Below are 25,478 nucleotides of genomic sequence, written 5' to 3'. Positions count from 1 at the left end.
CCGGCCCCCCGGGGCCAGGCGCACGGCGCTGCGGTCGCCGTCGGACAGCGCGGCGCACACCCACAGCACGCCGTGCTCCTTGGCCACCCCCGACAGGCCCGAGACGAGGCCGCCACCACCGCGTTTCATGGTCAGCTCACCGTCGTCGTCGACGGTGAAGGAGACCGGCCCGCGGTTGGACGCCACGAGAACGCTGTTCATTTGGGCTCCCTTCGCCCATAGGATCCCAGCTATGGCGCTAGATGAGCTAACCGAGGAACTCGCCCGCTCGGCCGCGGCCGGAGACCATCGCGCGCTCGGCGAGCTCCTGGCCAGGATCGAGCCTGACGTGATGCGCCACTGCGCCCGGATCCTGCCCTATCACCAGGACGCGGAAGAAGCCTCGCAGGACACTCTGCTGGCCGTGGCGCGCAACATCGGCCGGTTCGAGGGGCGGGCCAGGTTCAGCACCTGGCTGCACATCGTGACCGCCAACTGCGCGCGCACCACGTACCGCTCGCTGAAGCGCAGGGCCGCCGAGCAGACGTCGGAGGAGCTGCCGATGCAGAAGCCCGACGCGCGGCGGGTCAGCGTGATCGCCGGCTCGCGGCTCGACCTGCTCGACGCGATGGAGGCGCTGGAGGCCGACAAGCCCGACCTGGCCCAGGCGCTGGTGCTGCGCGACATCGTCCAGCTCGACTACAACGAGGTGGCCGAGCAGCTCAACATCCCGCTCGGCACCGCCAAGTCCCGCATCCACCAGGCCCGCAAGTACGTGCAGGGAGTCCTCGGGGAGGACTATCGGTGAGACGCGTCCTCTCGCATGGTGAGACGGGTGGTCGTTTCCGCCACTTGAGAAGGTAGAGTCCTTTTCGACAACTGAATATTGCTCATCCAGAGGGGTGGAGGGACCGGCCCTGCGAAGCCCCGGCAACCCTCCCGGCTTGTGCTCGCGACCTGGCGAGGCCGACCGGGACAAGGTGCCAATTCCGGTTCGCGGTCAAGGTGGCCGCGGGCGAAGATGAGGGAAGGCCTCGCTTCATGTCGCTCGACTTTGGTCCTGCCGTCGCTCTGTCCTGCCGCGAGTGCGGCACGCGCTACCCCCTGGGTCCCAGCTTCGCCTGCCTGGAGTGTTTCGGGCCGCTCGAAGCGGCCTACTCCTTCGGCCAGGTGACCCGCGCGGACATCGAGTCCGGCCCCGCCAACATCTGGCGCTACCGCTCCCTGCTCCCGGTCCCCGCCGACGTGGCGAGCAAGCCCAACATGAACCCGGGCTGGACGAAGCTGGTCAAGGCCGGCAACCTCGGCAAGGCGCTCGGCATCCGGTCCCTGTTCGTGAAGGACGACTCGGGCAACCCCACCCACTCCTTCAAGGACCGGGTGGTCGCCATCGCCGTCGAGGCGGCCAGGAACTTCGGTTTCCACACGCTCTCCTGCTCCTCCACGGGCAACCTCGCCGGCGCGGTCACCGCCGCCGCCGCGCGGGCCGGCCTCGACGCGTGCGTGTTCATCCCGGCCGACCTCGAAGCGGCCAAGATCGCCATGGCCCGGGTGTTCGGCGGCCGGCTGATCGGCATCGACGGAACGTACGACGAGGTCAACCGGTTCTGTTCGGAGCTGATCGGCGACCCGCTGGGCGAGCGGTGGGGGTTCGTCAACGTCAACCTGCGGCCCTACTACGCCGAGGGCTCCAAGACGCTCGCGTACGAGATCGCCGAGCAGCTCGGCTGGCGGCTGCCGGAGCAGATCGTCATCCCCATCGCCTCCGGCTCCCAGCTCACGAAGATCGACAAGGGCTTCAAGGAGCTGATCGCGCTCGGGCTGGTCGAGGACACCCCCTACAAGGTGTTCGGGGCCCAGGCGGCCGGGTGCTCGCCGGTCTCGACGGCGTACAAGGCGGGGCACGACGTCGTCCAGCCGGTCAAGCCGGACACGATCGCCAAGTCGCTGGCCATCGGCAACCCCGCCGACGGGCCGTACGTGCTCGACATCGCCCGGCGCACGGGCGGGGGCGTCGAGGACGTCACCGACCCCGAGATCGTCGCCGCCATCAAGCTCCTGGCCTCCACCGAGGGCATCTTCGCCGAGACCGCGGGCGGCGTCACGGTGGGCGTGCTGAAGAAGCTCGTCGAGACGGGCAGGCTCGACCCCGAGGCCGAGACGGTGGTCCTGAACACCGGTGACGGCCTGAAGACGCTCGACGCGATCAGCGACGACGCGCGGCCCACCGCCGTGATCCGGCCCTCTCTCGACGCGTTCCGCGCGACTGTCTGACAATCCAGGAAAGGCAACAAAAACCATGAGCGTTTCTGTGCGGATTCCCACCATTCTGCGCACTTACACCGGGGGTAACGCCGAGGTGAGTGGCGAAGGGGCGACTCTTCGTGACGTTCTCGCCAAGCTTGACTCCGACTACCCGGGGATCGGCGCGAGAATTCTGGATGAATCGGGCAAGATTCGTCGTTTTGTCAACGTATACGTTGGTGATGAGGATGTCCGTTTCGCCGAGGGCCTGGACACTCCCGCCCCTGAAGGCACTCAGATCTCCATCATCCCCGCCGTCGCGGGCGGCTGACCGCCGGACCATCGACTCTTGAAGGCGCCCCTTGTGGGCGCCTTCTTGTTTTAGAACCAAATTCAACCTCGAACGACTCAGCCTTCGATGAAATTAGCGTTTTGTCGGTTGACTCTGTTGCCAAACCCCGTGCCACAGGTATGGTCGAGGGCGATCGTCTGGCTGATTTTCCCAAAAGTCATGCGATTACGGGTCTCGCGAAGGAATGGGCGAGATCTGCGAGCCCAGTAAGAGGAGTCGGAAGTGGCGCAGGGCACCGTCAAGTGGTTCAACGCGGACAAGGGCTACGGCTTCATCGCGGTAGACGGTGGTAAGGATGTATTCGTCCATTACTCAGCGATCATGATGGACGGGTACCGCTCTCTCGAACAGGGACAGCGCGTCGAGTTCGAGATCACGCAGGGCCAGAAGGGGCCGCAGGCGGAGTCCGTCCGCACGGTCTGATTCACCCTCGCTGGTATGCACCAAGGCGGGACGTGCGGCAGCGCAGTCCGTACGGGCTCGCCACTGTTTCCTCCGTCGGCTTCGCACGGCGGGCCGCGCCTCAGGGGCGGCTCGCCGTACGAACCGGCGCACCCGATGACCTGCCCGATGAGCTGGGGTGGGGTGCCCGTGGCTTGCACTCGGCAGGGTAGAGTGCTAAACAGTTCGTTGGCACTCTGTGTGGCAGAGTGCCAACAACTCGGATCGAGACGATGGGGTCTGCCGAACGGAGATGCAGGCCTATGCCGTCGCGGGCGTCGGCTCGGTCCAGGACACGCCACCCTGCATCTGGGAGGTCTAGCCTTATGGCAGCCAAGATGATCGCGTTTGACGAGGACGCCCGGCGCGGTCTCGAGCGCGGTATGAACCAGCTCGCCGACGCCGTCAAGGTGACCTTGGGCCCCAAGGGGCGCAACGTCGTGCTGGAGAAGAAGTGGGGCGCTCCCACGATCACCAACGACGGCGTCTCCATCGCCAAGGAGATCGAGCTCGAGGACCCGTGGGAGAAGATCGGCGCCGAGCTGGTCAAGGAAGTCGCCAAGAAGACTGACGACGTCGCCGGCGACGGCACCACCACGGCCACCGTGCTCGCCCAGGCTCTGGTGCGCGAAGGTCTGCGCAACGTGGCCGCCGGCGCCAACCCGATGGCCCTGAAGAAGGGCATCGAGGCCGCCGTCGAGCGGGTCAGCGAGGAGCTCTCCAAGCTGGCCAAGGACGTGGAGACCAAGGAGCAGATCGCCTCCACCGCCTCCATCTCCGCCGCCGACCCCGAGATCGGCTCGCTCATCGCCGAGGCGATGGACAAGGTCGGCAAGGAAGGCGTCATCACCGTCGAGGAGAGCAACACCTTCGGCCTGGAGCTTGAGCTCACCGAGGGCATGCGCTTCGACAAGGGCATGACGTCGATGTACTTCGTGACCGACTCCGACCGCATGGAGGCCGTTCTCGAAGACCCGTACATCCTGATCGTCAACAGCAAGGTCTCGGCCAACAAGGACCTGCTGCCGCTGCTCGACAAGGTCGTGCAGTCCGGCAAGCCGCTGCTGATCATCGCCGAGGACGTCGACGGCGAGGCCCTGGCGACCCTGGTGGTCAACAAGATCCGCGGCCTGTTCCGCTCCGTGGCCGTCAAGGCCCCGGGCTTCGGCGACCGCCGCAAGGCCATGCTGGGCGACATCGCGATCCTGACCGGCGGTCAGGTCATCGCCGAGGAGGTCGGCCTCAAGCTCGAGACCGCCACCCTCGACCTGCTCGGCCGCGCCCGCAAGGTCGTGGTGACCAAGGACGAGACCACCATCGTCGACGGCGCCGGTGACGCCGAGGCGATCTCCGGCCGGGTCAACGAGATCCGCGCCGAGATCGAGCGCACCGACTCCGACTACGACCGCGAGAAGCTGCAGGAGCGCCTGGCCAAGCTGGCCGGTGGCGTGGCGGTCATCAAGGCCGGCGCGGCGACCGAGGTCGAGCTCAAGGAGCGCAAGCACCGCATCGAGGACGCCGTGCGCAACGCCAAGGCGGCCGTCGAGGAGGGCATCGTCCCCGGCGGTGGCGTGGCGCTGCTGCAGGCCGGCGCCAAGGCGTTCGACAAGCTCGAGCTCAACGGCGACGAGGCCACCGGCGCGGCGATCGTGAAGAAGGCTCTTGAGGAGCCCCTCAAGCAGATCGCGGTCAACGCCGGTCTTGAGGGCGGCGTCGTCGTGGAGAAGGTGCGCAACCTGACCCCGGGCGAGGGCCTCAACGCCGCTTCCGGCGAGTACGTCAACATGTTCGAGTCCGGGATCATCGACCCGGCCAAGGTGACGCGCTCCGCGCTGCAGAACGCCGCCTCCATCGCGGCGCTCTTCCTCACCACCGAGGCCGTCATCGCCGAGAAGCCCGAGAAGACCCCTGCTGCTCCGGCCGGCATGCCCGGCGGCGGCGACATGGACTTCTAGGCCTCGCCTGGTCGCTGACGCATCAGAAGGCGGTTCGGATCTCCAAGGATCCGGCCGCCTTTTGTTGTGTCCGGTCCCGTTATGTTTAGTAGTTATTGACTACGGACAGTAACGAAACGAAGTGACGATTCACCGCACAAAGGAGTAGTTACATGAATTCCCGCACCGCGCGCGTTCTCGGGCTCGGAGCCGTCATGCTGGCCGCCGCGGCCGCCATGACGATGCCCGCCCAGGCAGACGACCACGGTTACCTGGACGAGGCCCTGGAGTACGTCGACGTGCCCTACTGCGCGGGCTACCTGGAACTGTACGACCGCGACTACTGCGCCTCGCCGTCCAGGTGGACGTCGCAGGACGAGCGCGGGGAGATGTCGGAGGAGGGCGAGGACAGGTCGTCGGAGGAGGCCGAGGACAGGTCGTCGGACCAGGCCGACGAGTGGTCGACGGAGGAGGCCGACGAGCGGTCCGGCGAGCGCGGGGATGCCTCGGACGAGGGCGCGGACATGTCCGGCGAGCGCGAGGACGTCTCGGAGGAGGGTCAGGACATGTCGGGCGAGCGCGAGGACGTCTCGGACGCCTTCGAGGGCGAGTCGGGCGGCGAGAGCGAGGACCTGTCGTCCAACGCCCCCGGGGACTTCACGTTCGCGGACGAGCTGGTGCAGGGCGACTGAAGCCCCGTCTGGTGGCGCCGGGCGTACTGAACCCGACGCGGCACCACGGCGAAGGCGCCCCGAACGAACGGGGCGCCTTCGCCGCGGTGTTGTGCCGGTCTCAGACGCCGAAGTGCGCGACGATGTGGCCGCGGGCCAGCGTGTTGGCGGTGATGTTGAATCCGACCACGGCCGGGCTCGCGTCGCCGCCGACGCCCAGCTCGTCGACCCCGAGCGCGTGCACCGTGAAGACGTAGCGGTGAGGGGCGCCGGGCGGGGGAGCGGCGCCGCCGTAGTCTTTGGTGCCGTAGTCGTTGCGGGCGTGGACCGCGCCGGCGGGCAGGCCCTTGAAGTCGGGGCCGGTGCCCGCGCCCCTGGGCAGCTCCGTGGTGTCGCCGGGCAGGTCGAACAGCACCCAGTGCCAGAAGCCGCTGCCGGTGGGGGCGTCGGGGTCGTGGCAGGTGACGGCGTAGCCGCGGGTGCCCTCGGGCGCGCCCGACCAGCGCAGCTGGGGCGAGACGTTCCCGCCGGTCATCCCCCAGTCGTCGAAGACGTGGAGGTCGTTCAGCCGCTCGCCGTCGCGGATGTCGTCGCTCTCCACCACGAGCGCGGGGACCGGGGGCAGGTGTTCATGCGGAAGCGGTGCGGGCACGGCATCCTCCTAGGTTGACAGCTCCTTCAGGCCATCCTAGAAGCGGCCGTGCCCGCCCTCCGTCAGGTTCCGAGCTGCGCCGGGAGCGGCCTGTCGTGCAGCACCGTGAGCGAGGTGACCGCGCGGGTCAGGACCACGTACAGGCGGGCCAGGCCGCGGGGCTCGGCCTCGACGATGTCGGCCGGCTCCACGACGATCACATGGTCGTACTCCAGGCCCTTGGCGAGCGTGGCGGGCACGATCAGCAGGCGGTGCTCCTGCGTCGCGTCGGGGTCGAGCACCGCGTGCGGCAGGCCGGACAGCGACTCGGAGACCGCCGCCACCATCGCGTCGGGGACGATGACCCCGATCGAGCCCTCCCTGGCCAGGACCTCCCGGGCGGCCTCGGCGACCGTGCCGCCCGGCCGGACCGTGAGCGAGCCGGCGCCCGGACGCAGCGACCGCGGGGCGGCCAGCGCGGGGGCGATCGAGGGCAGCAGGCGGGCCGCGTAGTCGAGCACCTCGCGCGGCACGCGGAAGCCGAGCGTCAGCTCGGTCACCTCGCCCTCGTCCTGGCCGAGGTGCTTCAGCACGGTCTCCCACGAGGTGGTGGACCACGGCGTGGTGCCCTGGGCCAGGTCGCCGAGCACGGTGGCCGAGCCGTTGCGGCAGCGCCGGCCGAGCGCCCGCAGCTGCATCTCGGACAGGTCTTGCGCCTCGTCCACGACGAGGTGGCCGAGGGACGGGGTGCGCTCCATGAGGTCGCGCAGCTCGTCGAGGAGCGCGGCGTCGGCGGCCGACCATTTGGCGGACTTCCAGCTCCGATAAGGCTTCCGCCAAAGCAGCATTTCCTGCTCGTCAGGCGACAAATCAGTTTTGGCGGCTTTTGTGAGGAATTCCGGATCGGACAACAGGCGGTGCAGGACCTGTTCCGGCGTCAGTTTCGGCCACACCGCGTCGACGAGCTGCTTGACGGGCCTCGACCTGGCCACCGCGTCCTGGACCCGGTCGTCGGGCGACTCGCCGCGCTGCTCCATCCGCACGAGCACCTGGTGGGCCAGGCGCTGGGCCAGCGCGGCCCGCCCCGGCGAGTAGCGGGTGGTGCCGCGCAGGGAGGCCACCATCTCGCGCACCTCGTGGTCGGCGACCCGGTAGCGGTAGGCGCCCTTCGTGAACACCAGGCCGTCCTCGGGCTTGACGATGTGCATCCACAGCGCCCGTTCGAGCACCGCGGCCATCCTGGCGTCGCCCTTGACCGCGGAGACCATCGGGTCCTCCTCGGCGGCGTGCTCGCCGAGCAGCCCGGCCACGGTGGTCTGGTCGACCTTGACCTCGCCCAGCGCGGGCAGGACGGAGGAGATGTAGGACAGGAACGCCCGGTTCGGGCCCACGATCATCACGCCCGACCTGGCCAGTCGCTCGCGGTGGGTGAACAGCAGGTACGCGGCCCGGTGGAGGCCCACGGCGGTCTTCCCGGTGCCGGGGGCGCCCTGGACGCACACGGTCTGGGCCAGCGTCGCGCGGACGATCTCGTCCTGGTCGGGCTGGATGGTGGCCACGATGTCGCGCATCGGGCCGGTGCGCGGGCGTTCGATCTCCTCGGTGAGGATCTTCGAGGGGCCGACCTCGCCGCCCTCGCCGAGCGGCTCGTCCTCGAACGCGGTCAGCGCGCCGCCGTGGTAGCCGAAGCGGCGGCGGCGGACGACGCCCATCGGGTCGGCCGGGCTGGCCTGGTAGAACGCGCGGGACACCGGCGCGCGCCAGTCGATGACCAGCGGCCGGCTGGTGCCGTCGTGCACGTGGCGGCGGCCGACGTAGAGGGTGCCCGGCAGGTCGTCGCCGCCCTCGCGGTCGAGGCGGCCGAAGAACAGCGGGGTGTCCGGATGGTCGGCCAGGGCGGCCACGCGCTGGTCCAGCAGCGACTGGAGGATCTGCTGCGAGACCCAGTCGCCGGCCGCGTCGGCCGACAACGACTGGGCGTGGGCCCGCATCGCCTTGAGCGCGGCCCTGGACTCGGCCAGGTGGGCCTGCTCGGCGGCGAGCACGTCGGAGGGTATGTCGGGAGCCAGTTGGTGTGTGGGCATGCGAAAGCGCCTCCCATGCTGGAAAACGGAGGTGGTCAAGGCAGCGAATCGACTAGTTTAACGGCGGCCGCGCGGCGCCTCCAAAACATTTACCGGCGCGCGGCGGGGTACGGAGGGAAGGTGGCGCGGCTTCGCCTGGTCCTCTCGCCGATGATCCCCACGGTCGCGAGCTTCCTGCTGGCGGCGCTCTGGGGGATGTCGGTCTTCGCCGGTTGGGGGCTGGAGGCGTTCTGCGCGGGCGGCGAGTCCCCGGCGGCGTGCTCCCGGCGGCTCGGCGCGGTCTGCGCGGTGTCGGGGGTGTTCGCCGTGCCGGCCGCCTGCGCCACGCTGGCCGCCTGGCTGGTCCCGGCAGCCCGGCGAGACCCGCGCACGTTCGGCCGCCTCATGGGGACGGGGGTCGCCGCGTGGATCGTCGCCGGCGCGGTGCTGTTCCTCGGCGGCCTGCTGGCCGGCTAGCGAACCCGGCAAAGAACGTATCTCTGAGTGAACGTGGGAATACCGAAAAAGTCGGGCATTTCAGGTGCGTTTGTCGGATCATGGGGGTATGTCGCAGGCGGCGTGATAGTACGCAGGTGAGGGGGGTGGTTCGATGTCGACGACCCGTGGAGTCTCGTGGACGTGACATAAGCGCCGTGCCTGGCCGCTCAGGCAACGAGCGGCCGGGCATTCAACCGGTCACACCTCGCCGTGCACGTCGTCGGCGTCGATGATCTGGTAGGCGTATCCCTGCTCGGCCAGGAATCGCTGCCGGTGGGCGGCGAACTCCTGGTCGACGGTGTCCCTGCTGACCACCGTGTAGAACCGGGCGCCACCGCCGTCGGCCTTGGGCCGCAGCACCCGCCCGAGCCGCTGGGCCTCCTCCTGCCGCGACCCGAACGTGCCCGACACCTGGATCGCGATGGCCGCCTCGGGCAGGTCGATGGAGAAGTTCGCCACCTTCGACACCACCAGGACCTGGATCTCCTTGTCACGGAACGCCTGGTAGAGCCGCTCGCGCTCCTTGACCCTGGTCTCGCCCTTGATGACCGGCGCGTTGAGGTGCTCGCCGAGCTCGTCGAGCTGGTCGATGTACTGGCCGATGACCAGCACCTGCTCGCCCAGATGCCGCCGGACCAGCGCCTCGGTCACGTACGTCTTGGACGGCGTGGTGGCGCAGTAGCGGTAACGCTCCTCGGCCTCGGCCATCGCGTACGCCAGCCGCTCCTCGTCGGTCAGCGTGACCCGCACCTCGACGCAGTCGGCCGGCGCGATCCAGCCCTGGTTCTCCATCTCCTTCCACGGCGCGTCGTAGCGCTTGGGGCCGATGAGGGAGAACACGTCGCCCTCGCGGCCGTCCTCGCGCACGAGCGTCGCGGTCAGGCCCACCCGCCGGCGGGCCTGGAGGTCGGCGGTCATCCGGAAGATGGGCGCGGGCAGCAGGTGGACCTCGTCGTAGACGATCAGGCCCCAGTCGCGCGCGTCGAACAGCTCCAGGTGGCTGTAGACGCCCTTCCGCCTGGTCGTCATCACCTGGTACGTGGCGATGGTGACCGGGCGGATCTCCTTCTTGTTGCCGGAGTACTCGCCGATCTCGTCCTCGGTCAGCGAGGTGCGCTTGAGCAGCTCGGTCTTCCACTGGTGGGCGCTGACCGTGTTGGTCACCATGATCAGCGTGGTGGCCTGGGCGTGGGCCATGGCCGCCGCGCCCACGATGGTCTTGCCCGCGCCGCAGGGCAGCACGACCACGCCGGAGCCGCCGTGCCAGAAGGCGTCGGCCGCCTCGCGCTGGTAGGGGCGCAGCTCCCAGCCGTCCTGGAGCAGCTTGATGGGGTGGGCCTCGCCGTCGACGTAACCGGCCAGGTCTTCAGCGGGCCAGCCCAGCTTGAGCAGCGCCTGCTTGACGTTGCCGCGGTCGCTCGGGTGCACGATGACCGAGTCGGCGCCGAGGCGCTCGCCCAGCATCGGCTGGATCTTCTTCGAGCGCAGCACCTCTTCGAGCACCGCGCGGTCGGTCGAGGTCAGGACCAGCCCGTTGACCGGGTCCTTCTCCAGGCGCAGGCGCCCGTAGCGGGCCATGGTCTCGGCGATGTCGACGAGCAGCGCGTGCGGCACCGGGTAGCGGCTGAAGCCGATCAGCGCGTCGACGACCTGCTCGGCGTCGTGGCCGGCGGCACGCGCGTTCCACAGGGCGAGCGGCGTGACGCGGTAGGTGTGGACGTGTTCAGGCGCTCGTTCGAGCTCGGCGAACGGCGCGATCGCCTTGCGGCACGCGTCGGCCTTCTCGTGGTCGACCTCGAGCAGCAGCGTTTTGTCCGACTGGACGATGAGCGGGCCGTCGTTCACGGACATCCCTTCCTACGGTTGACCCTTATCCAACACACACGACGGCAGGAACAGTCCCGGAACGGGTAATCGATCAGTCGTCCAGGCGGCCGGTGAGGCCCAGGAAGAGGAAGAGCCCGACGTTCAGCACGAAACCGGCGCCGAACAGCACCCAGCTCCAGACCAGCAGCGAACGGGCGCTCCTCGGCTGCTCGCGGACCCGCGTCAGCGCCACGGCGGCCAGGATGCCGCCGGGCAGCCCCAGCACGTTGAGGCAGGAGGCGAGGGACAGGAAGTTGAGCACGACGGCGACGATCGCGGCGGCCTGCGGGCCCTCGTCGCGCCGCGGCGGCACGCCGTAGCCGTAGCCGTACTGCGGAGGCGGCTGCTCGCCGTAGGGCGCCCCGTAAGGCAGGTGCGGGTAGCCGGACGGATCTTCTTGACTCACGTTCACCTCCAGACAGGTCAACGTTTATCACGGAATACGGGCGCGCCCGACCCGGTGTGCGCGGACGGTCACAACCGCCCGCGCAGGGCCTTCCTGTCGAGCTTGAGCACGCTGGTGACCGGGATCGTCTCGACGAAACGCACCTCGCGCGGGTACTTCACCCGTCCGACCCGGTCGCGCGCCCACTCGATGAGCTCCTCGGCGTTCTCCTCGGCCCCCGGTCTGAGCTGCACGAACGCCACGACCTCCTCGCCCAGCCGCGGGTCGGGACGGCCCACGACGCCCGACATGACCACGTCGGGGTGCTGGTTGAGCGCGTCCTCGACGTCGCGCGGGAAGACGTTGAAGCCGCCGCGGATGATCAGGTCCTTCTTGCGGTCGACGATGTAGAGGTAGCCGTCGTCGTCCACGCAGCCGATGTCGCCGGTGCGCAGCTCGTCGCCGACCAGCGCGGTGCCCTCGGGGTCGGGTTCGTGCTCGCCCCAGTAGCCGAGCATCAGGGAGTCGCCGCTGACGCAGATCTCGCCGACGTCGCCGCACTCCACCGCTTCGCCCGCGGCGTCGCGGATGGTGATCGTGTAGCCGGCCAGCGGCAGGCCGACGCTCCCGGGCCGGCGCCTGCCCGGCGGGTTGAAGGTGGTGACGGCGCTGGTCTCGGTCAGGCCGTAGCCCTCCAGGATCTGCGTGCCCGGCATCCGGCGTTCGAACTCCTGCAGCGCCTCCCGGCCCAGCGGCGCCGCGCCGCAGGTCAGGTAGGCCAGGTCGGGGAGCGGGTGCGACTCCAGCGGCTGGGCCAGGAGCATGTGGATCATGGCGGGCACCACGGTGCCGTACTGGACGTGCTGCTCGGCGGCCAGGCGCAGGAACGCCTCCGGCTCGAACCAGCGCATGAGCACGGCCTGCTGGGGCTCGGTCGCGTGCAGGCCGGCCACGGTGATGATCAACCCGTACGCGTGCGAGAGCGGCACAGGCACGATCGCACGATTTTTCCCCTCTTGATGGGATATTTCGTACGCGTCCTTCGCCACCTGCCAGAGGCCGCGATGGCTCAGCATGACCCCCTTCGCGACGCCCGTGGTGCCGCCGGTGTACATGAGCGCGGCCAGGTCGCCGGGGTCCCTGCGCACCGGTCCGTGCTCGGTGGCCCTCTCCAGCTCGGCCGTGTCCACATGGATCGGGACGTCCACCGCCGCGGCCCGTACGGTCTCCACGAGCTCGGGCGAGGTGACGACGGCGGCCGCGCCGCTGTCGAGCAGGATGTGCCGCAGCTCCTCGGCCCCCACCAGGAAGACCACGGGCGTGACCACCGCGCCCGCCGCCCACAACGCCTGGTAGACGATCGGGACCTCGGGGGACGTCGCCATCATCACGACCACCCGGTCGCCCGGCCGGACCCCGGCCTCGACGAACCCGCCGCACATCCGGCGCGCGCGCCCGGCCAGCGTGTGGCTGCGGTGCCAGACCCCTTCGTAGAACACCGAGTCGTGGTCGTCGAAGCGGTTCCATGACTCCTCGGCCAGCTGGCCCAGCGTTTGCTCGGTCACATGCACAACCTGATCGGAGGCGCCGCGCGCAGTCAACCCTGAACGTTCACACGTCCCCCCTTGACTGACGATTGTGGACGATGCTCTCATGCCGAGTAAATGTCCAATATCGGCCTAGAAGGTCATTCGAGTTTTCGGGTGGCGCTAGATCGTGTATTGGTGGGACAACTAGGGTTCCGTGCTACCAGATGGCCTGTCGCGGTTCTTGTCACCGGCCCGTCGCCCAGAGCAATGGAGGACATGATCGACATGCGCGCGCCGGCGGCCGTGGCCGCGAGCTTCGCGAGGAATGCCTGGTCAGAACGGTGGCTGCCGGGCGGCGCACGGTCAATCCATAAGCCGGGGAAACAAGTCGCCGGACAAAGAAGTTCGCGAAAGACATTTTCCACAGTCAACGTCCCAGTCAGGCCCGAGGTGACTTCGTGATCGACACGCCTGAGGCAGGCGAGAGCGACCTCGACGACAAAACGCTCACCGAGCTTGTCATCGCCATCAACGAGCAGCTCCGGCCTCTGGTCGTCCCGGTGGCCCGCGACCTCGACCGGCGCGCGGCCGACACCCTGCTGCGCTCCTACCTGGAGCCCGCCGGCTTCGCCGACGCGGTGCGTCGGCTGTCCATGCGGCATCTGCTCGTCCTGGTGGGGGAGGCGGACCTGGGCAAGCGGCTCGGCGCCATCGCCCTGCTGTCGCGCATGTCGCTGGCCGAGGGCAGGATCACCGTGCTCTCGCCGGCCGGCAGCGCCGCCGACCTGCTCGCCAGGACCGAGTACGGGCCGGGGCGGGCGTACCTGCTGCACGACTGGATCGCCGGCAGCACCGACCCCAGCGAGCTGCTCGACCTGGCCCGCAAGCTCGCCGAGCTGGGGTCGTACCTGGTGATCACCCGGAACGGCGTCCCGTCGCAGGCGGTCGAGGTGGAGCAGCCGTGGTGCGCGCCCGACCCCGGCGAGCTGTTCGATCTGTACCTGAGCGCGTTCGGCGGCCGGAGCGCCCCGGCCGGGGCCGCCACCGCCCGGGTCCGCGCGCTGGCGCTGCGCACGCCCGCCGAGGTCGTCCGCCTGGCCACGCGCCTGGTGCGGGACGACGAGCCCGCGGGCGAGGAGGTGGCCGCCTGGTTCGACACCAAGCCGCCGATGCGCGAGGTGCGGGCGGTGGCGGCGCTCGCGTTCGCGCACGGGCTGCCCGAGCCGGAGTTCGCCCGCCGGCTGGCCGCGTTCGAGCGGAGCCGGGAGACCCACGAGCCGGGGCCGGGGCCGACCGGCGCGCCGCACCCGCTGATCGCCGTGCACGACGGTCTGGTCGTCTTCCGCGTTCCGGGCCACCGCGCCCAGGTGCTCGGCGAGCTGGTCGCCCGGTACGGCTACTGGTTGTGGCAGCCGCTGCGCGAGTGGGTGCGCTCGCTGGCCCTCCAGGGGGACGACGTGCGCGCGCGGGCGGCCGAGGGCGTGGCGTTGCTGGCCGCCTGGTCGTTCAGGGAGGCGCGGCAGGAGTTCCTGGAGGTGTGGGCCCGGGGGCGGGCGGGCGAACGGCTGGCGGCGGGCGGTGCGCTGTCGTACATGTGCGCCGACGACGCCCTCGCCCCCGAGGCCCTGCGCCTGGCGCTCACCTGGGCCCGCGACCCGGCCGACCCGCGGGCGGCCGCGGCGGTCGCCGGGCTGTGCGGCGGGCTGTCCCTGCGCTACCCGGCCGACGCGGCGGCCCAGCTGCGCCGCCTGGCCGCCGGGGACGGCCCCGCGGCCCGGCTCGCGGCCCACGCGCTCACCCGCCACCCCTGACCCGGACGCGGGCCGGGAAGGCGGATCAGAGGCCCGCGACCCCGGTGATGCGATGGAGGGCGAAACGGTGGACGGCCGCCCTGGTCTCGTCGTACGCGGTCAGGTAGCCGCCCTCCATCCGGGCTGGCTCCAGGATGCGCGAGGTGGCGTTGCCCTGCGAGTCGAGGTAACCGATCCACACCCGTACGCCCTGCTTGATGGCGTCCTGGAGGGCCGAGATCGTGGCGGTGGCGGGGCCCCGGGGCACCGCGCCGCCCGGGGCGTCGACCGGCTCGCGGCGTGCCAGGTGAGCGGCGTCGCCCGCGCGCAGCGCGCGGACGGCCGCCGAGGCCACCTCGGGATCGAGCCCGCTGACCGAGGCCACGGCGCGTACGGGCGCCACCCCCTCGGTGCGCCTGCTGTCGAGCTGGGAGATGATCACGTCGCCGTCGAGCGACTCGGCGACCGGCGCGTACCCCATGGCCCGCAGCGAGTCCACCAGCGCCGCCCTGGACGAGCGCGAGGCGATCACCGTGGGGGCCAGCCGGCGCAGGCGCAGCGCGGCGGCGCGGCGGTCGGCGGTGATCTGGTCGAGCAGCGCCGGATCGTCGCACCGGACGTAGGCGCTGGCCGTGCCCACCCGGATCCGCCCGTGCCGCCGGGCCACGTCCGTCACCAGGTACGACAGGGCCTGCGGCACCGGCGTGGCCGAATGGCGGGCCAGCATCGCCAGCAGCTCCTCGCCGCCGTGCCCGGCGTCGAGCGCCCGCCGGATCGAGCCCTCGCCGAACCGGTAGACGGTCGCCCCGCCCTTGGACTCGACGTCGGCGGTGAGCGTCATCCAGCGGTTGAGCTCGCTGGTCAGCGGCCCGGGGGCGACGGCGGTGAGGTCGGCCTGCAGCAGCACGTGGTCGACCGGCTCGGGCAGCAGCGGCGCGAGCAGGCCGGCCGCGTCGCCGCCGTCGAGCAGCGCCCGTCCGTGGCCGGACAGCGTGCCGAGCCCGGTCACGCCGATCTGCTCGGCCTCGCGCAGCGCGAACTCGGTGAGCTGCTCGCGCAGCGGCCCGCGCCGGCGCGGCTGCTCCCAGGCCAGGCGTTCGAGCACCGAGTCGCGGTCGGGCGCGAGGCCAGGCGCGGCGGCCAGCACGCCGAGGGCCGCCGTGCGCACCCCCGGTGCGGAGGCCCGGCGCAGGTCGGTGTGCAGGGCGTTGAGCGGCCGGTCGCGGTCGTCGCGCTCGCCGACCAGGCCGGGCACGCGGTCCATGTGCAGCCAGGCCGCGGCGAGCGTCACCCAGCGGTCGGCGGTGGCCCTGACCCGCCACAGGTCGTAGCCGGAGGTCGGCAGCCACTCGCCGTCGACGCCGCCGCCCGCGGCGACCAGCCCCGCCGCGTGCGCCACCTCGACGACCAGCGCCGCCGCCCATTCGGGCAGGTCGAGGTCGGTCGCGGTGCGCTTCATGTCGCGTACGCCGAGCCCGCCGGTGCGCAGCACCCCCGGCGGATCGATGCTCCACCGCTCGCACAGCTCCTCCACGGACCTGACGAACGAGAACGCCTGGCCCGCCGCCGTACGGTCGGCCAGCTGGCGGTCGCGCGCGACCCCGCCCAGCGCGGGCGGCACGGCGAGCAGGTCGCGGTGGACGCGCCCGCCGCGCAGGTGCAGGCCCACCTCGCGGGGCAGCGTCACGCTCTCCTCGCCGGTGGCCGCGAGCAGCCCGCGCGCCAGCAGCTCCTCGATGGGCGAACGGGCCGAGGCCACGCGCACCTCGCGCCTGGCGTTGGGCACCCGTCCGGTCGGCGGCCCCCACACGAGCTGGTCGAGCGCGCCCCTGGCCTCGGGCGAGACCGCCGCCACCAGGGCGTCGGGCGCGGACAGCGCGGCGGCCAGCCGCTCCTTGCCTGGCCCGTCGGTGCCGGGGGCGACGTCGTCGGCCATCTCGTCGAGCTGCTCGGGCGGGTGGTGCCGGAACACGTCGACGACCCTGGGGCCGAGCCCGGCGGGCTCCTCCAGGACCTTGCGCACGCCCGGCCCGAGGTCGAGCGCGTTGTCGGGGCCGAAGACCAGCGCCAGGTCACGCAGCCGGTCGAGGGCCGCGGTCAGCGCGGGCTCGGGTCTGCCCGCCGCCAGCGCCCGCCCGATCAGGCCGCGCAGCGCCGCCTTCGTCACCGGCCCGTCCTGTACGGCCAGCGTCTCGACGACGGCCAGCGTGAACCGGTCGAGCCGGTCGAGCACCCTGCCGATCGCCGAAGGGCTGGCGGCCCGCGCGGCCAGCCCTTCCAGATGCGCGGGCACCGGAGTGATCAACTCAGGCCGCGCGGAGACGAGCGCCCGAAGCTGTTCGTCGGTGCGCCCCCTGATCCACTCCGTGAACTCCATCGTTGCCATGGTATGTCCCGCCTGATCGGGGCAGCATTGCCAGACGTGATAGAGCGCGCGGACCAAATGGTGCTGAACTACGTCAGCAGGGCGGCCGACGCGGCGCACGGCGTGCTCAGGGCCGACCAGCGGCTCGACTTCGCCCGACGGCTGCGGGCCAGGATCGAGGCGGAGCGGCGGGGCAGCCAGGACGCCCGGGACGTCGCCAAGGTGCTGACGCGCTTCGGCGACCCGGTGGCCCTGGTGGAACGCGAGGCCCGCCGCCTGGCCGACCCAGCCGCGGCCCCCACCGACCCAGCCATCGGCCCGCCCGCCGGCCCGCCAGCCGACCAGCTCGCCGACCAGCCAGCCGGACGGCGCGGCGAGTCCGCCCCGAGGGCGTCCGCCGGGCCGCGGCCCACCCTGCGCCTCCCGGCCGTCCGGCCCGGGACCGGCCGCGCGGCGACCGGCCCGGCGGCGACCGGCCGCAGGGGCGTCGGGAGCGTGGTCAGGGGGCGGCCGCGCGACCTCGCCGCCCTCGTGGTGCTGGCGCTGGCCGCGCTGCTGGTGCCGGTGGGGCTGCCGGCCGTGGCGATCTTCCAGGTGCCGGTGCTGGTGTGGGCGGCGGGGGCGGCGGCCGTGCTGTTCAGCGACACGTGGACGGCGGGCGACAAGCTGGCCGGGGCCGGGGCGCCGCTGTTCGGCTACACGGTCGGCGGCGTGCTCGTCGGGGGGTTCCAGGCGGCCGAGCCGGGGCCGGCGGCGTTCGTCGCCCGGTTCTTCGAGGTCAGCGGGGTCATGTTCATGATCGGTACGGCCCTGGGCGTCGCCTGGCTGGCCTACCGGCTGCTCGACGTCAGCTGACCGGCGCGGGGCTGGGGAGCAGCCCGACGGCCAGACGTACCCAGGCGGCGACGAACTGGTCCTTCTCCGCGTGGCCCGGCATCTCGCCCACGGTCTCCTGGAACAGCCGGTAGTGGACCACCGAGCCGCCGAGCACCGCGGCGATGCCCGTCCAGTCGACCTTGACGTCGGCGTACTCGGGCTGGGCGCGGAACCAGGTGGTGATCGCGTCGAACATGGGTTGCAGCAGCCCCTCGCGGACCACCGCGACCAGCTCGGGGAACTGGCTCAGGTCCCGGAAGAACACCCGGGTGAGCTCCGACTCCTCCCGCACCTTGGCCAGGCCCGCCCGGCACAGCAGCGACAGGCGGTCCTCCAGGCCGGCGGCGGCCTCCATGGTGCTCAGCTCGGCCAGGCTCTCGGCGACCTGGCTCCTGGTGCGGGCGGCATGCTCGTTGATCGCCGCCGCGAGCACCTCGTACTTGGACTTGAAGTGCCTGTAGAGCCCGCCCGCGCCGGGGGAGAGCCCTGAGGCGGCCTCGATCTCGGCCACGGAGGTGGCGGCGTAGCCACGCTCGGCGAACAGCCGCAGGGCCTCGTCGATGATCCGCTCACGGGTCGATCTGGTCATGTCTGTGCAGATACCTCCGCAACGAGAGTAGTCGTCAGGGCGCGGTGCGCCTGACCAGGCCCGCCAGCGCCGAACCGGCCACGACCCACACCAGCGCGGCCAGCCCGTCGTTGACGAGCGTGGTCCAGCGCGGGTCGGCGAGCTGGAACAGGTCGGCCAGGCCCAGCGAGAGCCCAGAGGCCAGCGACTCGACGAGCTGGTACCAGCCGTTGGCCGGATTGGCCCGGAACACCGTGAAGACGCCGTGCAGCGCCAAGGAGAGCGCCGCCAGCCTGGACGCGAGCCGCACCGCGTACGCCACGAGCGACACGGCCCGCCGCCAGGCCGTCACCGGCGTGCCGCGCGGCCGGGCGGGCCGATGGGGACGGGGAGCGGCGGCGACGAGCCGGTCTTCCGCGCCGGGCGTGCGGGGGGGTCTCTGACACGGTCACTCCTCTCCGATAAGTAATTCCTTTCTGCCCATTCCCAGAGTCCCACAACAAGGGTCGTTACCGACGTGGATGCGGCGTTTGGCATCCTGCACGGGTGACTACCTCAGTGGGTTTCGACCTGGACATGACATTGGCCGACACGCGATCAGGCATCGCGGCCGTTTACGACGAGCTGTCAAGCCGTTTGGGCGTGCACATCGACAGCGGTGAGATCGTCACCCGGCTGGGGCCGCCGCTGGAGTACGAGCTGGCCAACTGGATGCCGGCGGAGGCCATTCCCGCGGCCGCCGAGCTGTTCCGGGAGATCTATCCCGCGGTGGGCGTTCCGGTGCACACCGCGATGGCGGGCGCGTACGAGGCCATCGCCGCCGTACGGGCCCGCGGCGGCCGGGTGATCGTGGTGACGGGCAAGAACCCGCGCGACGCCGCCGGCACCGTCGAACTGCTCGGGCTGGCCGTGGACGAAGTGGTCGGATCGGTGTTCGGAGCCGCCAAGGGAACGGCACTCGCGCGCTTCGGCGCGGCGGCTTATGTTGGTGACCATGTCGCCGACATCGAGGCGGCACGCGCGGGCGGCGCCATGAGCGTGACCGTCGCGACGGGCCCTTACACGGTGGGAGAGCTGCGTGAGCACGGAGCCGATGTGGCGCTCGCCGACCTGACCGAATTCGCCGACTGGTTCGCCGGATGGCGTGCGCGCGACGAACTACGGTAATTGCCGGGCATTTTCCCGGTCGCCTCCGCGCGCTTCGGGGCATAACCTACATCCATTCATCCTTTTCGACTGTTTGAACGAGGTCCTCCTGTGCCGAGTGGCAAGGTCAAGTGGTACGACGCCGACAAGGGTTTCGGCTTCCTCACCCGTGACGACGGCGGTGAGGTCTTCGTGCATTCCTCCGCGCTTCCCACAAACGCCGGCCCGCTCAAACCAGGCCAGAAGGTGGAGTTCGGCGTGGCCGAGGGCCGCCGGGGCCAGCAGGCGCTGTCGGTCCGGATCCTGGACCAGCCGCCGACCCTGGCCAAGACGAAGCCCAAGGGCAAGCGGAAGACGCCCGACGAGATGGTCGTCATCGTCGAAGACCTGATCAAGCTGCTCGACGGCGTCTCCACCTCCTACCAGCGGGGCAAGCACCCCGAGGCGGCGCACGCCAAGAAGATCGCCCAGGTGCTCAGGGCCGTCGCGGACGACCTCGACGCCTAACCGCCCGGGTTCGTCAGGGGTTTGGTGCGGTCGAGGGTCTCGGTCCGTTGCTGATCGGGGTCCTCGGCCCGCTGCCTGGCCAGCTTGGCCTCGGCCGCCCGCACCCGTCCCCGCCTGGTGACCAGCAGCCAGCCGAGCGCGCCGGTCAGCGCGACCGCCGGCGCGACGAAGCCGGCCAGGGAGCTGCGGGTCAGCGACAACACCAGCCCGAGCAGGCCGCCGAACACCCAGGCGAACTGCAGCACCGCCTCCACCACCCCGAACGTGGACGAGCGCACCTCCTCGCCGATCTCCCGCTGCACGATCGCGTCGAGCGCGAGCTTGCCCAGCTCCTGGGCGAACGCGGTGACCAGCGAGACCGCCAGCGCGGTCCACAGGCCGAACAGGACGGCCGTGGCGATCGTGGTCGCGGCCGTCACCGCCAGCGTGACCAGCACGATCACCTGGGGGGAGTGGTTGCGCGTCCAGTTGGCGACCGCGGCCCCGGCCAGGCCGCCCAGCCCGGCGGCCAGGGCGAGCAGCGCGATCGTCCTCGGCACGTCGAAGAACGAGGCGGCCGCCGCCGGCGTGGCCAGCCACGGCACCGCTTTGTCCTGGACCAGGAAGAGCAGGAAGAACACCAGGAAACCGGAGAAGATCCGCAGCGCCACGTTCGCCCAGACCGCCTCGGCCACGGCCGGGCCCACCTTGAGCAGGGTGCGCCAGCGCGGCGCCACGCCCTCCTCCTCCTGGTCGGGCGAGTCGACGTGCCGCGGCAGGCGTACGGCGGCGACGCCGAGCAGCAGGAAGGCCGGCATGGCCACGCGCAGCACCACGGCGCTGCCCAGCCACGCGGTCAGGCCCGCCCCGACCGGCACCGCCACCCCGGCCGCCACCAGCGTGAACAGCGCCACCCGCGCGTTGGCCGAGACCAGGGTGATGTCGGCGGGCAGCACGCTCGGCATGATCGCCGCCCTGGACACGTTGTACGCCTTCGACAACACCAGCACGCCCAGCGCGCCGATGAACAGCGTCGGCAGGTCGCCCGCCCCCACGGCGGCGGCCATGGCGAAGCAGAGCAGCCCCCGGCCGAACAGCGTGCCGGCCATCACGTACCGGCGCCCCGACCTGAACCGGTCGAGGATCGGCCCCACGAACGGCGCGAGCAGCCCGAACGGCAACATCGTGATGACCAGGTAGAGCGCGACCGACCCGCGCGCCTCGCCGACCGGCACGCCGAAGAACACCGTGCTGGCCAGGGCCACCGTGACCAGCGCGTCGGCGGCGCTGTTGCCGGCCGACAGCTCGATCAGCCGGCCGAGCCCGGTACGGCCCGCGCCGCCCGCGTACGTCAGCTTCCTGGTCGCCCTGCCCGCCTTGCGCGCCCCCCTGGCGGTGGCGCGGCCGGCCCGGACGGCGCCGCTCGCGGTGGCCCGGCCCGCGCGCACACCGGCGCGTCCCGCGCCGCCGATGGCCTGGCCCATCCGCCGCGAGATGTCCCGAGCCTGCTCCCAGCCACCCCCCACGCCTATCAGTCTTACCCGATTCACCCCTCTTCTCAGCTTCGGATCGGCGGTTGTGGGTCTGCCAGGTCCGCCTATGGGTGAGAATGAAGTGTGAGCGAACAGCACCTTCAGGCGGAGGCGGCCCGATGAGCCGCACCCGGGCCCGCGTCCCCGCTCCCGACCAGGCCTGCGTCGCCGCAGTCGATCTGGCGCGCGCCGCGGCGCAGGAGCTGGCGCACCCGGGCGAGGCCGGCGAGCACCTCGGCTTCGAGAGCGAGGGCGACCGGATCGTCACCCACTACTTCGCCTGCCTCGATCGGGCCTATCGCGGCTGGCGGTGGGCCGTCACGGTCACCCGCGCCTCGCGCGCGAAGAAGGTCACGGTCAGCGAGGCCGTGCTGCTGCCCGGCTCGGGGGCGCTGCTCGCCCCCGAGTGGCTGCCGTGGAGCGAGCGGCTGCGGCCGGGCGACCTGGGCGTCGGCGACCTGCTGCCGACCCCCGACGACGACGACAGGCTGGCGCCCGGTTTCACCGAGCTCGACGAAGATGCCGACCGTCAGATGGTTTTCGAGTACGGCCTGGGCCGAGCCCGTGTGCTCTCGGCCATCGGCAGAGACCGGGCTGCCAGACGCTGGCACGCGGGCGAGCACGGGCCGCACACTCCGATCGCACACGCCGCGCCCGCGCAGTGTTCCACCTGCGGGTTCTACTGGCTGCTCTCCGGTGAGCTGCGGCTGTCGTTCGGCGTCTGCGCCAACGAGTACGCCCCCGACGACGGCAAGGTCGTCGCCGCCGACCACGGCTGCGGCGCCCACTCGGAGGCGGCCGTGCTGCCCCCGCCGGTCGAGCAGGCCATCCCGATCCTCGACGACCTGGGTTACGACCTGATCGAGGAGGAAGAGGGCTCGGTGGACGGATCCGCCACCGATGAGGAGCTCGGCCACTCCTGACCGGAGCACGGGCGCGAGCGCGGGCACGGCGGTTTCGTCGGTCAGGGGGGCTAACCTACCCTGGCCCCTCTTCACTCGACCAGGATCGTGATCGATGACCGACACCTTTGGCACTGACCGGATGCGAGCCGCCGTCCTCTCCGCCTGGACGGCCTCGCCCGCCCGCTTCCGCGAGGACGCCAACGCCGAGGAGGACTTCGCGCTCGGCGGCTACCGCGACCGGCTGATCGTCGAGCTCGCCCAGAACGCCGCCGACGCGGCGCTGCGCGCGGGGGTGCCAGGGGTGTTGCGGCTGACATTGCGCGGCGACGTGCTGACGGCCGCCAACACCGGCGCCCCGCTCGACGCGACCGGCGTGGAGGGCCTGTCCACGTTGCGCGTGTCGGGCAAGCGCGACGAGATCGGCGCGGCCGGCCGGTTCGGCGTGGGCTTCGCGGCCGTCGTCTCCGTCTGCGACGAGCCGGCCATCGGCTCGCGCGGCGGCGGCTCGGTGCGCTGGTCGCGGGCCGGCACGTCCGAGCTGGTCGCGGGCATCCCCGTGCTGGCGGGCGAGCTGGCCGACCGGGCGGGCCACGTGCCGCTGCTCAGGCTGCCGTTCGACGCGCCGCCGCTGGAGGTGCCGGGCGGGTTCGACACGCTCGTCCGGCTGCCGCTGCGCGACGCCGCGGCGGTCGACGCCGTCCGCGTCATGCTGGCCGAGACCAGCCCGGCGCTGCTGCTCGGCCTGCCCGCGCTGGAGGCCATCGAGATCGACCTCGACGGCGCCACCCGGACGGTCGTGGCCGACGGCTGGCACGTCGTGTCGGACTCCGGCGAGTTCACCCCCGACGAGGTCGCCAGGCTGTTCGCGGACCGGCCCACCGAGGAGCGGGCGCGGCCCTTCTGGTCGCTACGCTGGGCGGTGCCCGTCACCGGCACCGGCGAGCCCGGCCCGCTGCCCGCCGCCGTGCCGCCCGTCGTGCACGCCCCGACGCCGAGCGACGAGCCCGTCGACCTGCCCGCGCTGCTGATCGCGTCCTTCCCGATGGCCACCGACCGGCGGCACGTCGCCAAGGGGCCGCTCACCGACTTCCTGGTCGAGCGGGTGGCCGACGCCTACGTCCGGCTGCTGGGCGAGCTGCCTCGCACGTCCAGGCTGCTCGACCTGGTGCCGTCGCTCATGGGCAAGGGCGAGCTCGACGCGCGCGTCCGGCGGGCCGTGCTCGAACGCCTGCCGTCCGCGCCGCTGCTGCCCGCGTTGTCGGCGCCCGCGCCCGCGGTCCAGACGCCGTCCTTCGCCGAGGCCGAGGTCTACGAGCCCGACGCCGAGTGGCGGGTCGAGCATCCGGCGCGCGAGCCCGAGGGCGACGGCTGGGTGGTCGCGGGCCGGGAGGCGGCCGTCGTGGCCGGGGCCACCGCCGAGCTGCTCGACACCGTGGCCGATTTCGTGCCGGGGCTGCTGCCCGCCGGATGGCCGGCCAGGCATCCGGCCATGGTCGCCCTGGGCGTGCGCCGGGTGGAGCTGGCCGACGTGGTCGACCTGCTGTCTGGGGAGGCCGTGGAGGCGCGTGAGCCGTCCTGGTGGCGCTCCCTGTACGCGGTGCTGCCCGCCGACGACCCCGAGTCGCTGGGCGCGCTGCCGGTGCCGCTGACCGACGGCCGCGTGGTGCGCGGCCCGCGCGGCACGCTGATCCTCACCGACGGCGGCGCCGACCTCGACCTCACCCCGCTCGGGCTGCGCATCGTGCATCCGGAGGCGGCCCATCCGGCGCTGCTGCGGCTGGGCGCCGCCGAGGCCACCCCGCGCACGGTGCTCGAAGACCCGCTGACCAAGGCGGCCGTCGCGCAGTCGCTCGACAGCGCCGACCCCGAGCCGGTCGCGCGGGCGGTGTTGTCGCTGGTGGCGGCGTCCGGGCTGGTTCCCGGCGAGGCGCCGTGGCTGGCCGAGCTGGCGCTGCGCGGCGCCGACGGCGAGCTCTACGCGGCCGGTGAGCTGATGCTCGCCGACGGCGCCCTGGCCGGGCTGCTGGCCCCCGACACCCACCTCGGCGTGGCCGCGCCCGAGCTGGAGGAGACCTACGGGGCGCGGGTGCTGGCGGCGGCGGGCGTGCTCGACGGGTTCGCCGTCGCCCACGACTCCGACGTGCTGCTCGACCCCGACGACTGCGACCACGACCTCGACGGCGAGACCGACTGGCTCGACCACGTGCTCGACCTGCTGCCCGACCTCGCGGTGCCGCCGGTGGTGGCCGAGTTCGCGGCGGTGCGCGACCTTGAGCTGGTGGCCGACTGGGAAGCCGCGCTGCCGCTGCTGACCCGGCCGCCGCTGCGGGCCGCGCTGCACCCGCTGCGCGTCGAGGGCGTGGAGGTGCCCTCCTACACCGCGTGGTGGCTGGCCAACCATCCGGTGCTCGGCGGCCGCAAGCCGCTTGAGCTGCGGCTGCCCGGCGCCGACCCGCTGCTGCAGGGCCTCTACGCCGACGCGCCGGCCGGGCTCGACGAGGCGGCGCTGTCGATGCTCGGCGTGCGCACCACGCTCGCCGAGCTGCTGGCCGCCCACGGCGGCCCGGAGGAGCTGCTGGAGCTGATGGCCGACCCGGCGATCGAGGTCGACCGGGCGCAGCTGCGGGCGTTGTGGATCGCGCTGGCCGCCGTCGATCCGGCCCGGGTCGAGCCGCCCTCGCGGGTGCGCGCGGTGCTCGGCGGCGAGATCGTGGTGGCCGCCGCTGAGGACGCCGTGGTGGTCGAGGCCCCCGACCTGCTGCAGCTCGTCACCGACCGGCCGCTGGTGCTGGCCTCCTACGACCTGGCCGAGGCGCTGTCGGAGCTGCTCGACCTGCCGCTGGCCGGTGAGCTGGCCAGCGGCGAGGTGACCTCGCAGGGCGAGGTGCGCGCGGTGCCGCCGCAGGTGCGCTCGCTGCTGCCCACTGCGCCCGAGACGTACGTCGAGCACGAGAAGCTGCTGGTCGACGGCGTCGCCTGCACGTGGCGGTTCTTCGAGGGCGCGGTCCACTGCACCGGCGTCGACGGGCTGGCCCGCGGGCTGGCCTGGGCCACGGGCCAGTGGAACGACCGGCTGGCCGTGGCCGCGCTGCTGCGCGACCCGGAGGCGGTGCCGCTGCTGCTGGCCGAGGCCGACCTGTCCTGAGACCGGCGGGCCGCCTCCCGTCGCGGGGGCGGCCCGCCGCGGTCAGGCCGCGGTCAGGCCGCGCAGGTGGCG

The 25,478-nt window shown here is 72.0% G+C and carries 22 protein-coding genes, 1 pseudogene and 1 riboswitch; of the genes and pseudogenes, 13 read left to right on the top strand and 10 right to left on the bottom strand.

Going from position 1 to position 25,478, the window contains the following annotated elements; genetic code table 11:
* Positions 1-201: pseudogene (locus ACWCSD_RS10905) on the bottom strand (trehalose-6-phosphate synthase); the annotation flags it as partial.
* A 31-nt stretch (positions 202-232) separates the two neighbouring features.
* Between ACWCSD_RS10905 and ACWCSD_RS10900 the strand changes: the two are divergent.
* The 6 genes from ACWCSD_RS10900 (at position 233) to ACWCSD_RS10875 (ending at position 5,642) form a co-directional block, all read left to right on the top strand.
* Complete coding sequence (locus ACWCSD_RS10900; RefSeq protein ID WP_189654051.1) at positions 233-787, top strand: RNA polymerase sigma factor; 555 nt, start codon at positions 233-235, stop codon at positions 785-787.
* 79 nt (positions 788-866) lie between these two features.
* Positions 867-1,007, top strand: a riboswitch (SAM riboswitch).
* Between the two features lie 13 nt (positions 1,008-1,020).
* Positions 1,021-2,253: a threonine synthase gene (thrC, locus tag ACWCSD_RS10895; protein WP_358298739.1), complete on the top strand. Its 1,233-nt coding sequence runs from the start codon at positions 1,021-1,023 to the stop codon at positions 2,251-2,253.
* A 25-nt stretch (positions 2,254-2,278) separates the two neighbouring features.
* Complete coding sequence (locus tag ACWCSD_RS10890) at positions 2,279-2,554, top strand: MoaD/ThiS family protein (RefSeq protein WP_352361720.1); 276 nt, start codon at positions 2,279-2,281, stop codon at positions 2,552-2,554.
* Positions 2,555-2,797: 243 nt separating this feature from the next.
* Complete coding sequence (locus tag ACWCSD_RS10885) at positions 2,798-2,998, top strand: cold-shock protein (protein ID WP_106250594.1); 201 nt, start codon at positions 2,798-2,800, stop codon at positions 2,996-2,998.
* Positions 2,999-3,342: 344 nt separating this feature from the next.
* The gene (groL, locus tag ACWCSD_RS10880) at positions 3,343-4,971 is read left to right on the top strand and encodes a chaperonin GroEL (protein ID WP_357696638.1); all 1,629 of its coding nucleotides are present in this window, start codon (positions 3,343-3,345) and stop codon (positions 4,969-4,971) included.
* A 152-nt stretch (positions 4,972-5,123) separates the two neighbouring features.
* Positions 5,124-5,642, top strand: coding sequence for a hypothetical protein (locus ACWCSD_RS10875; protein WP_397161683.1), 519 nt, complete (start codon positions 5,124-5,126; stop codon positions 5,640-5,642).
* A 100-nt stretch (positions 5,643-5,742) separates the two neighbouring features.
* Here ACWCSD_RS10875 and ACWCSD_RS10870 read toward each other — a convergent pair whose 3' ends face one another.
* Positions 5,743-6,273 carry a YbhB/YbcL family Raf kinase inhibitor-like protein gene (locus tag ACWCSD_RS10870; RefSeq protein ID WP_397217311.1) on the bottom strand — a complete coding sequence of 177 codons (531 nt, stop codon included), beginning with the start codon at positions 6,271-6,273 and terminating at the stop codon, positions 5,743-5,745.
* A gap of 62 nt (positions 6,274-6,335) precedes the next feature.
* Positions 6,336-8,336 carry a HelD family protein gene (locus ACWCSD_RS10865; RefSeq protein WP_397161681.1) on the bottom strand — a complete coding sequence of 667 codons (2,001 nt, stop codon included), beginning with the start codon at positions 8,334-8,336 and terminating at the stop codon, positions 6,336-6,338.
* 120 nt (positions 8,337-8,456) lie between these two features.
* Between ACWCSD_RS10865 and ACWCSD_RS10860 the strand changes: the two genes are divergently transcribed.
* On the top strand, positions 8,457-8,792 hold the full coding sequence (locus ACWCSD_RS10860; protein ID WP_397161680.1) for a hypothetical protein: 336 nt from the start codon (positions 8,457-8,459) through the stop codon (positions 8,790-8,792).
* Between the two features lie 219 nt (positions 8,793-9,011).
* Here the strand turns inward: ACWCSD_RS10860 and ACWCSD_RS10855 are convergent, their stop codons facing one another.
* The 3 genes from ACWCSD_RS10855 to ACWCSD_RS10845 form a co-directional block, all read right to left on the bottom strand.
* On the bottom strand, positions 9,012-10,664 hold the full coding sequence (locus ACWCSD_RS10855; RefSeq protein ID WP_449914097.1) for a DNA repair helicase XPB: 1,653 nt from the start codon (positions 10,662-10,664) through the stop codon (positions 9,012-9,014).
* Positions 10,665-10,731: 67 nt separating this feature from the next.
* Positions 10,732-11,085, bottom strand: a complete 354-nt coding sequence (locus ACWCSD_RS10850) for a hypothetical protein (RefSeq protein WP_397161679.1) — start codon at positions 11,083-11,085, stop codon at positions 10,732-10,734.
* Positions 11,086-11,153: 68 nt separating this feature from the next.
* Positions 11,154-12,629, bottom strand: a complete 1,476-nt coding sequence (locus tag ACWCSD_RS10845) for an AMP-binding protein (protein ID WP_449914095.1) — start codon at positions 12,627-12,629, stop codon at positions 11,154-11,156.
* Between the two features lie 422 nt (positions 12,630-13,051).
* Between ACWCSD_RS10845 and ACWCSD_RS10840 the strand changes: the two genes are divergently transcribed.
* Positions 13,052-14,404 (top strand): hypothetical protein, encoded by a 1,353-nt coding sequence (locus ACWCSD_RS10840; protein WP_397161677.1) that lies wholly within the window; start codon positions 13,052-13,054, stop codon positions 14,402-14,404.
* 25 nt (positions 14,405-14,429) lie between these two features.
* On the opposite strand, the gene ACWCSD_RS10835 is transcribed toward ACWCSD_RS10840, so the two are convergent.
* Positions 14,430-16,760, bottom strand: a complete 2,331-nt coding sequence (locus ACWCSD_RS10835; RefSeq protein WP_449914092.1) for a helicase-associated domain-containing protein — start codon at positions 16,758-16,760, stop codon at positions 14,430-14,432.
* 45 nt (positions 16,761-16,805) lie between these two features.
* On the opposite strand from ACWCSD_RS10835, the gene ACWCSD_RS10830 reads away from it, so the two are divergent.
* Complete coding sequence (locus ACWCSD_RS10830) at positions 16,806-17,603, top strand: hypothetical protein (RefSeq protein ID WP_449914091.1); 798 nt, start codon at positions 16,806-16,808, stop codon at positions 17,601-17,603.
* On the opposite strand, the gene ACWCSD_RS10825 is transcribed toward ACWCSD_RS10830, so the two are convergent.
* Together ACWCSD_RS10825 and ACWCSD_RS10820 are read right to left on the bottom strand one after the other, a co-directional pair.
* Complete coding sequence (locus ACWCSD_RS10825; RefSeq protein WP_449914089.1) at positions 17,596-18,213, bottom strand: TetR/AcrR family transcriptional regulator; 618 nt, start codon at positions 18,211-18,213, stop codon at positions 17,596-17,598. The two genes, ACWCSD_RS10830 and ACWCSD_RS10825, sit on opposite strands and share 8 nt — an antisense overlap.
* Before the next feature lie 34 nt (positions 18,214-18,247).
* On the bottom strand, positions 18,248-18,544 hold the full coding sequence (locus ACWCSD_RS10820; protein ID WP_449914087.1) for a hypothetical protein: 297 nt from the start codon (positions 18,542-18,544) through the stop codon (positions 18,248-18,250).
* A 206-nt stretch (positions 18,545-18,750) separates the two neighbouring features.
* Here ACWCSD_RS10820 and ACWCSD_RS10815 point away from each other — a divergent pair, with 206 nt between their 5' ends.
* Both ACWCSD_RS10815 and ACWCSD_RS10810 read left to right on the top strand, forming a co-directional pair.
* Positions 18,751-19,359, top strand: coding sequence for an HAD family hydrolase (locus tag ACWCSD_RS10815; RefSeq protein ID WP_397161672.1), 609 nt, complete (start codon positions 18,751-18,753; stop codon positions 19,357-19,359).
* 90 nt (positions 19,360-19,449) lie between these two features.
* Complete coding sequence (locus ACWCSD_RS10810; RefSeq protein WP_352320910.1) at positions 19,450-19,845, top strand: cold-shock protein; 396 nt, start codon at positions 19,450-19,452, stop codon at positions 19,843-19,845.
* Here ACWCSD_RS10810 and ACWCSD_RS10805 read toward each other — a convergent pair.
* Positions 19,842-21,350 (bottom strand): MFS transporter, encoded by a 1,509-nt coding sequence (locus ACWCSD_RS10805; RefSeq protein ID WP_449914085.1) that lies wholly within the window; start codon positions 21,348-21,350, stop codon positions 19,842-19,844. The two genes, ACWCSD_RS10810 and ACWCSD_RS10805, sit on opposite strands and share 4 nt — an antisense overlap.
* Positions 21,351-21,475: 125 nt before the next feature.
* Between ACWCSD_RS10805 and ACWCSD_RS10800 the strand changes: the two genes are divergently transcribed.
* Both ACWCSD_RS10800 and ACWCSD_RS10795 read left to right on the top strand, forming a co-directional pair.
* Positions 21,476-22,279 carry a DUF3027 domain-containing protein gene (locus tag ACWCSD_RS10800; protein ID WP_449914084.1) on the top strand — a complete coding sequence of 268 codons (804 nt, stop codon included), beginning with the start codon at positions 21,476-21,478 and terminating at the stop codon, positions 22,277-22,279.
* A gap of 94 nt (positions 22,280-22,373) precedes the next feature.
* Positions 22,374-25,406 (top strand): sacsin N-terminal ATP-binding-like domain-containing protein, encoded by a 3,033-nt coding sequence (locus ACWCSD_RS10795; protein ID WP_449914083.1) that lies wholly within the window; start codon positions 22,374-22,376, stop codon positions 25,404-25,406.
* The last annotated feature ends 72 nt before the right edge of the window (positions 25,407-25,478 follow it).

Source organism: Nonomuraea sp. NPDC001684, assembly GCF_053596515.1.
Note: the sequence above shows the minus strand (reverse complement) of the source record. Positions and strands in the feature narration are given on the sequence as shown.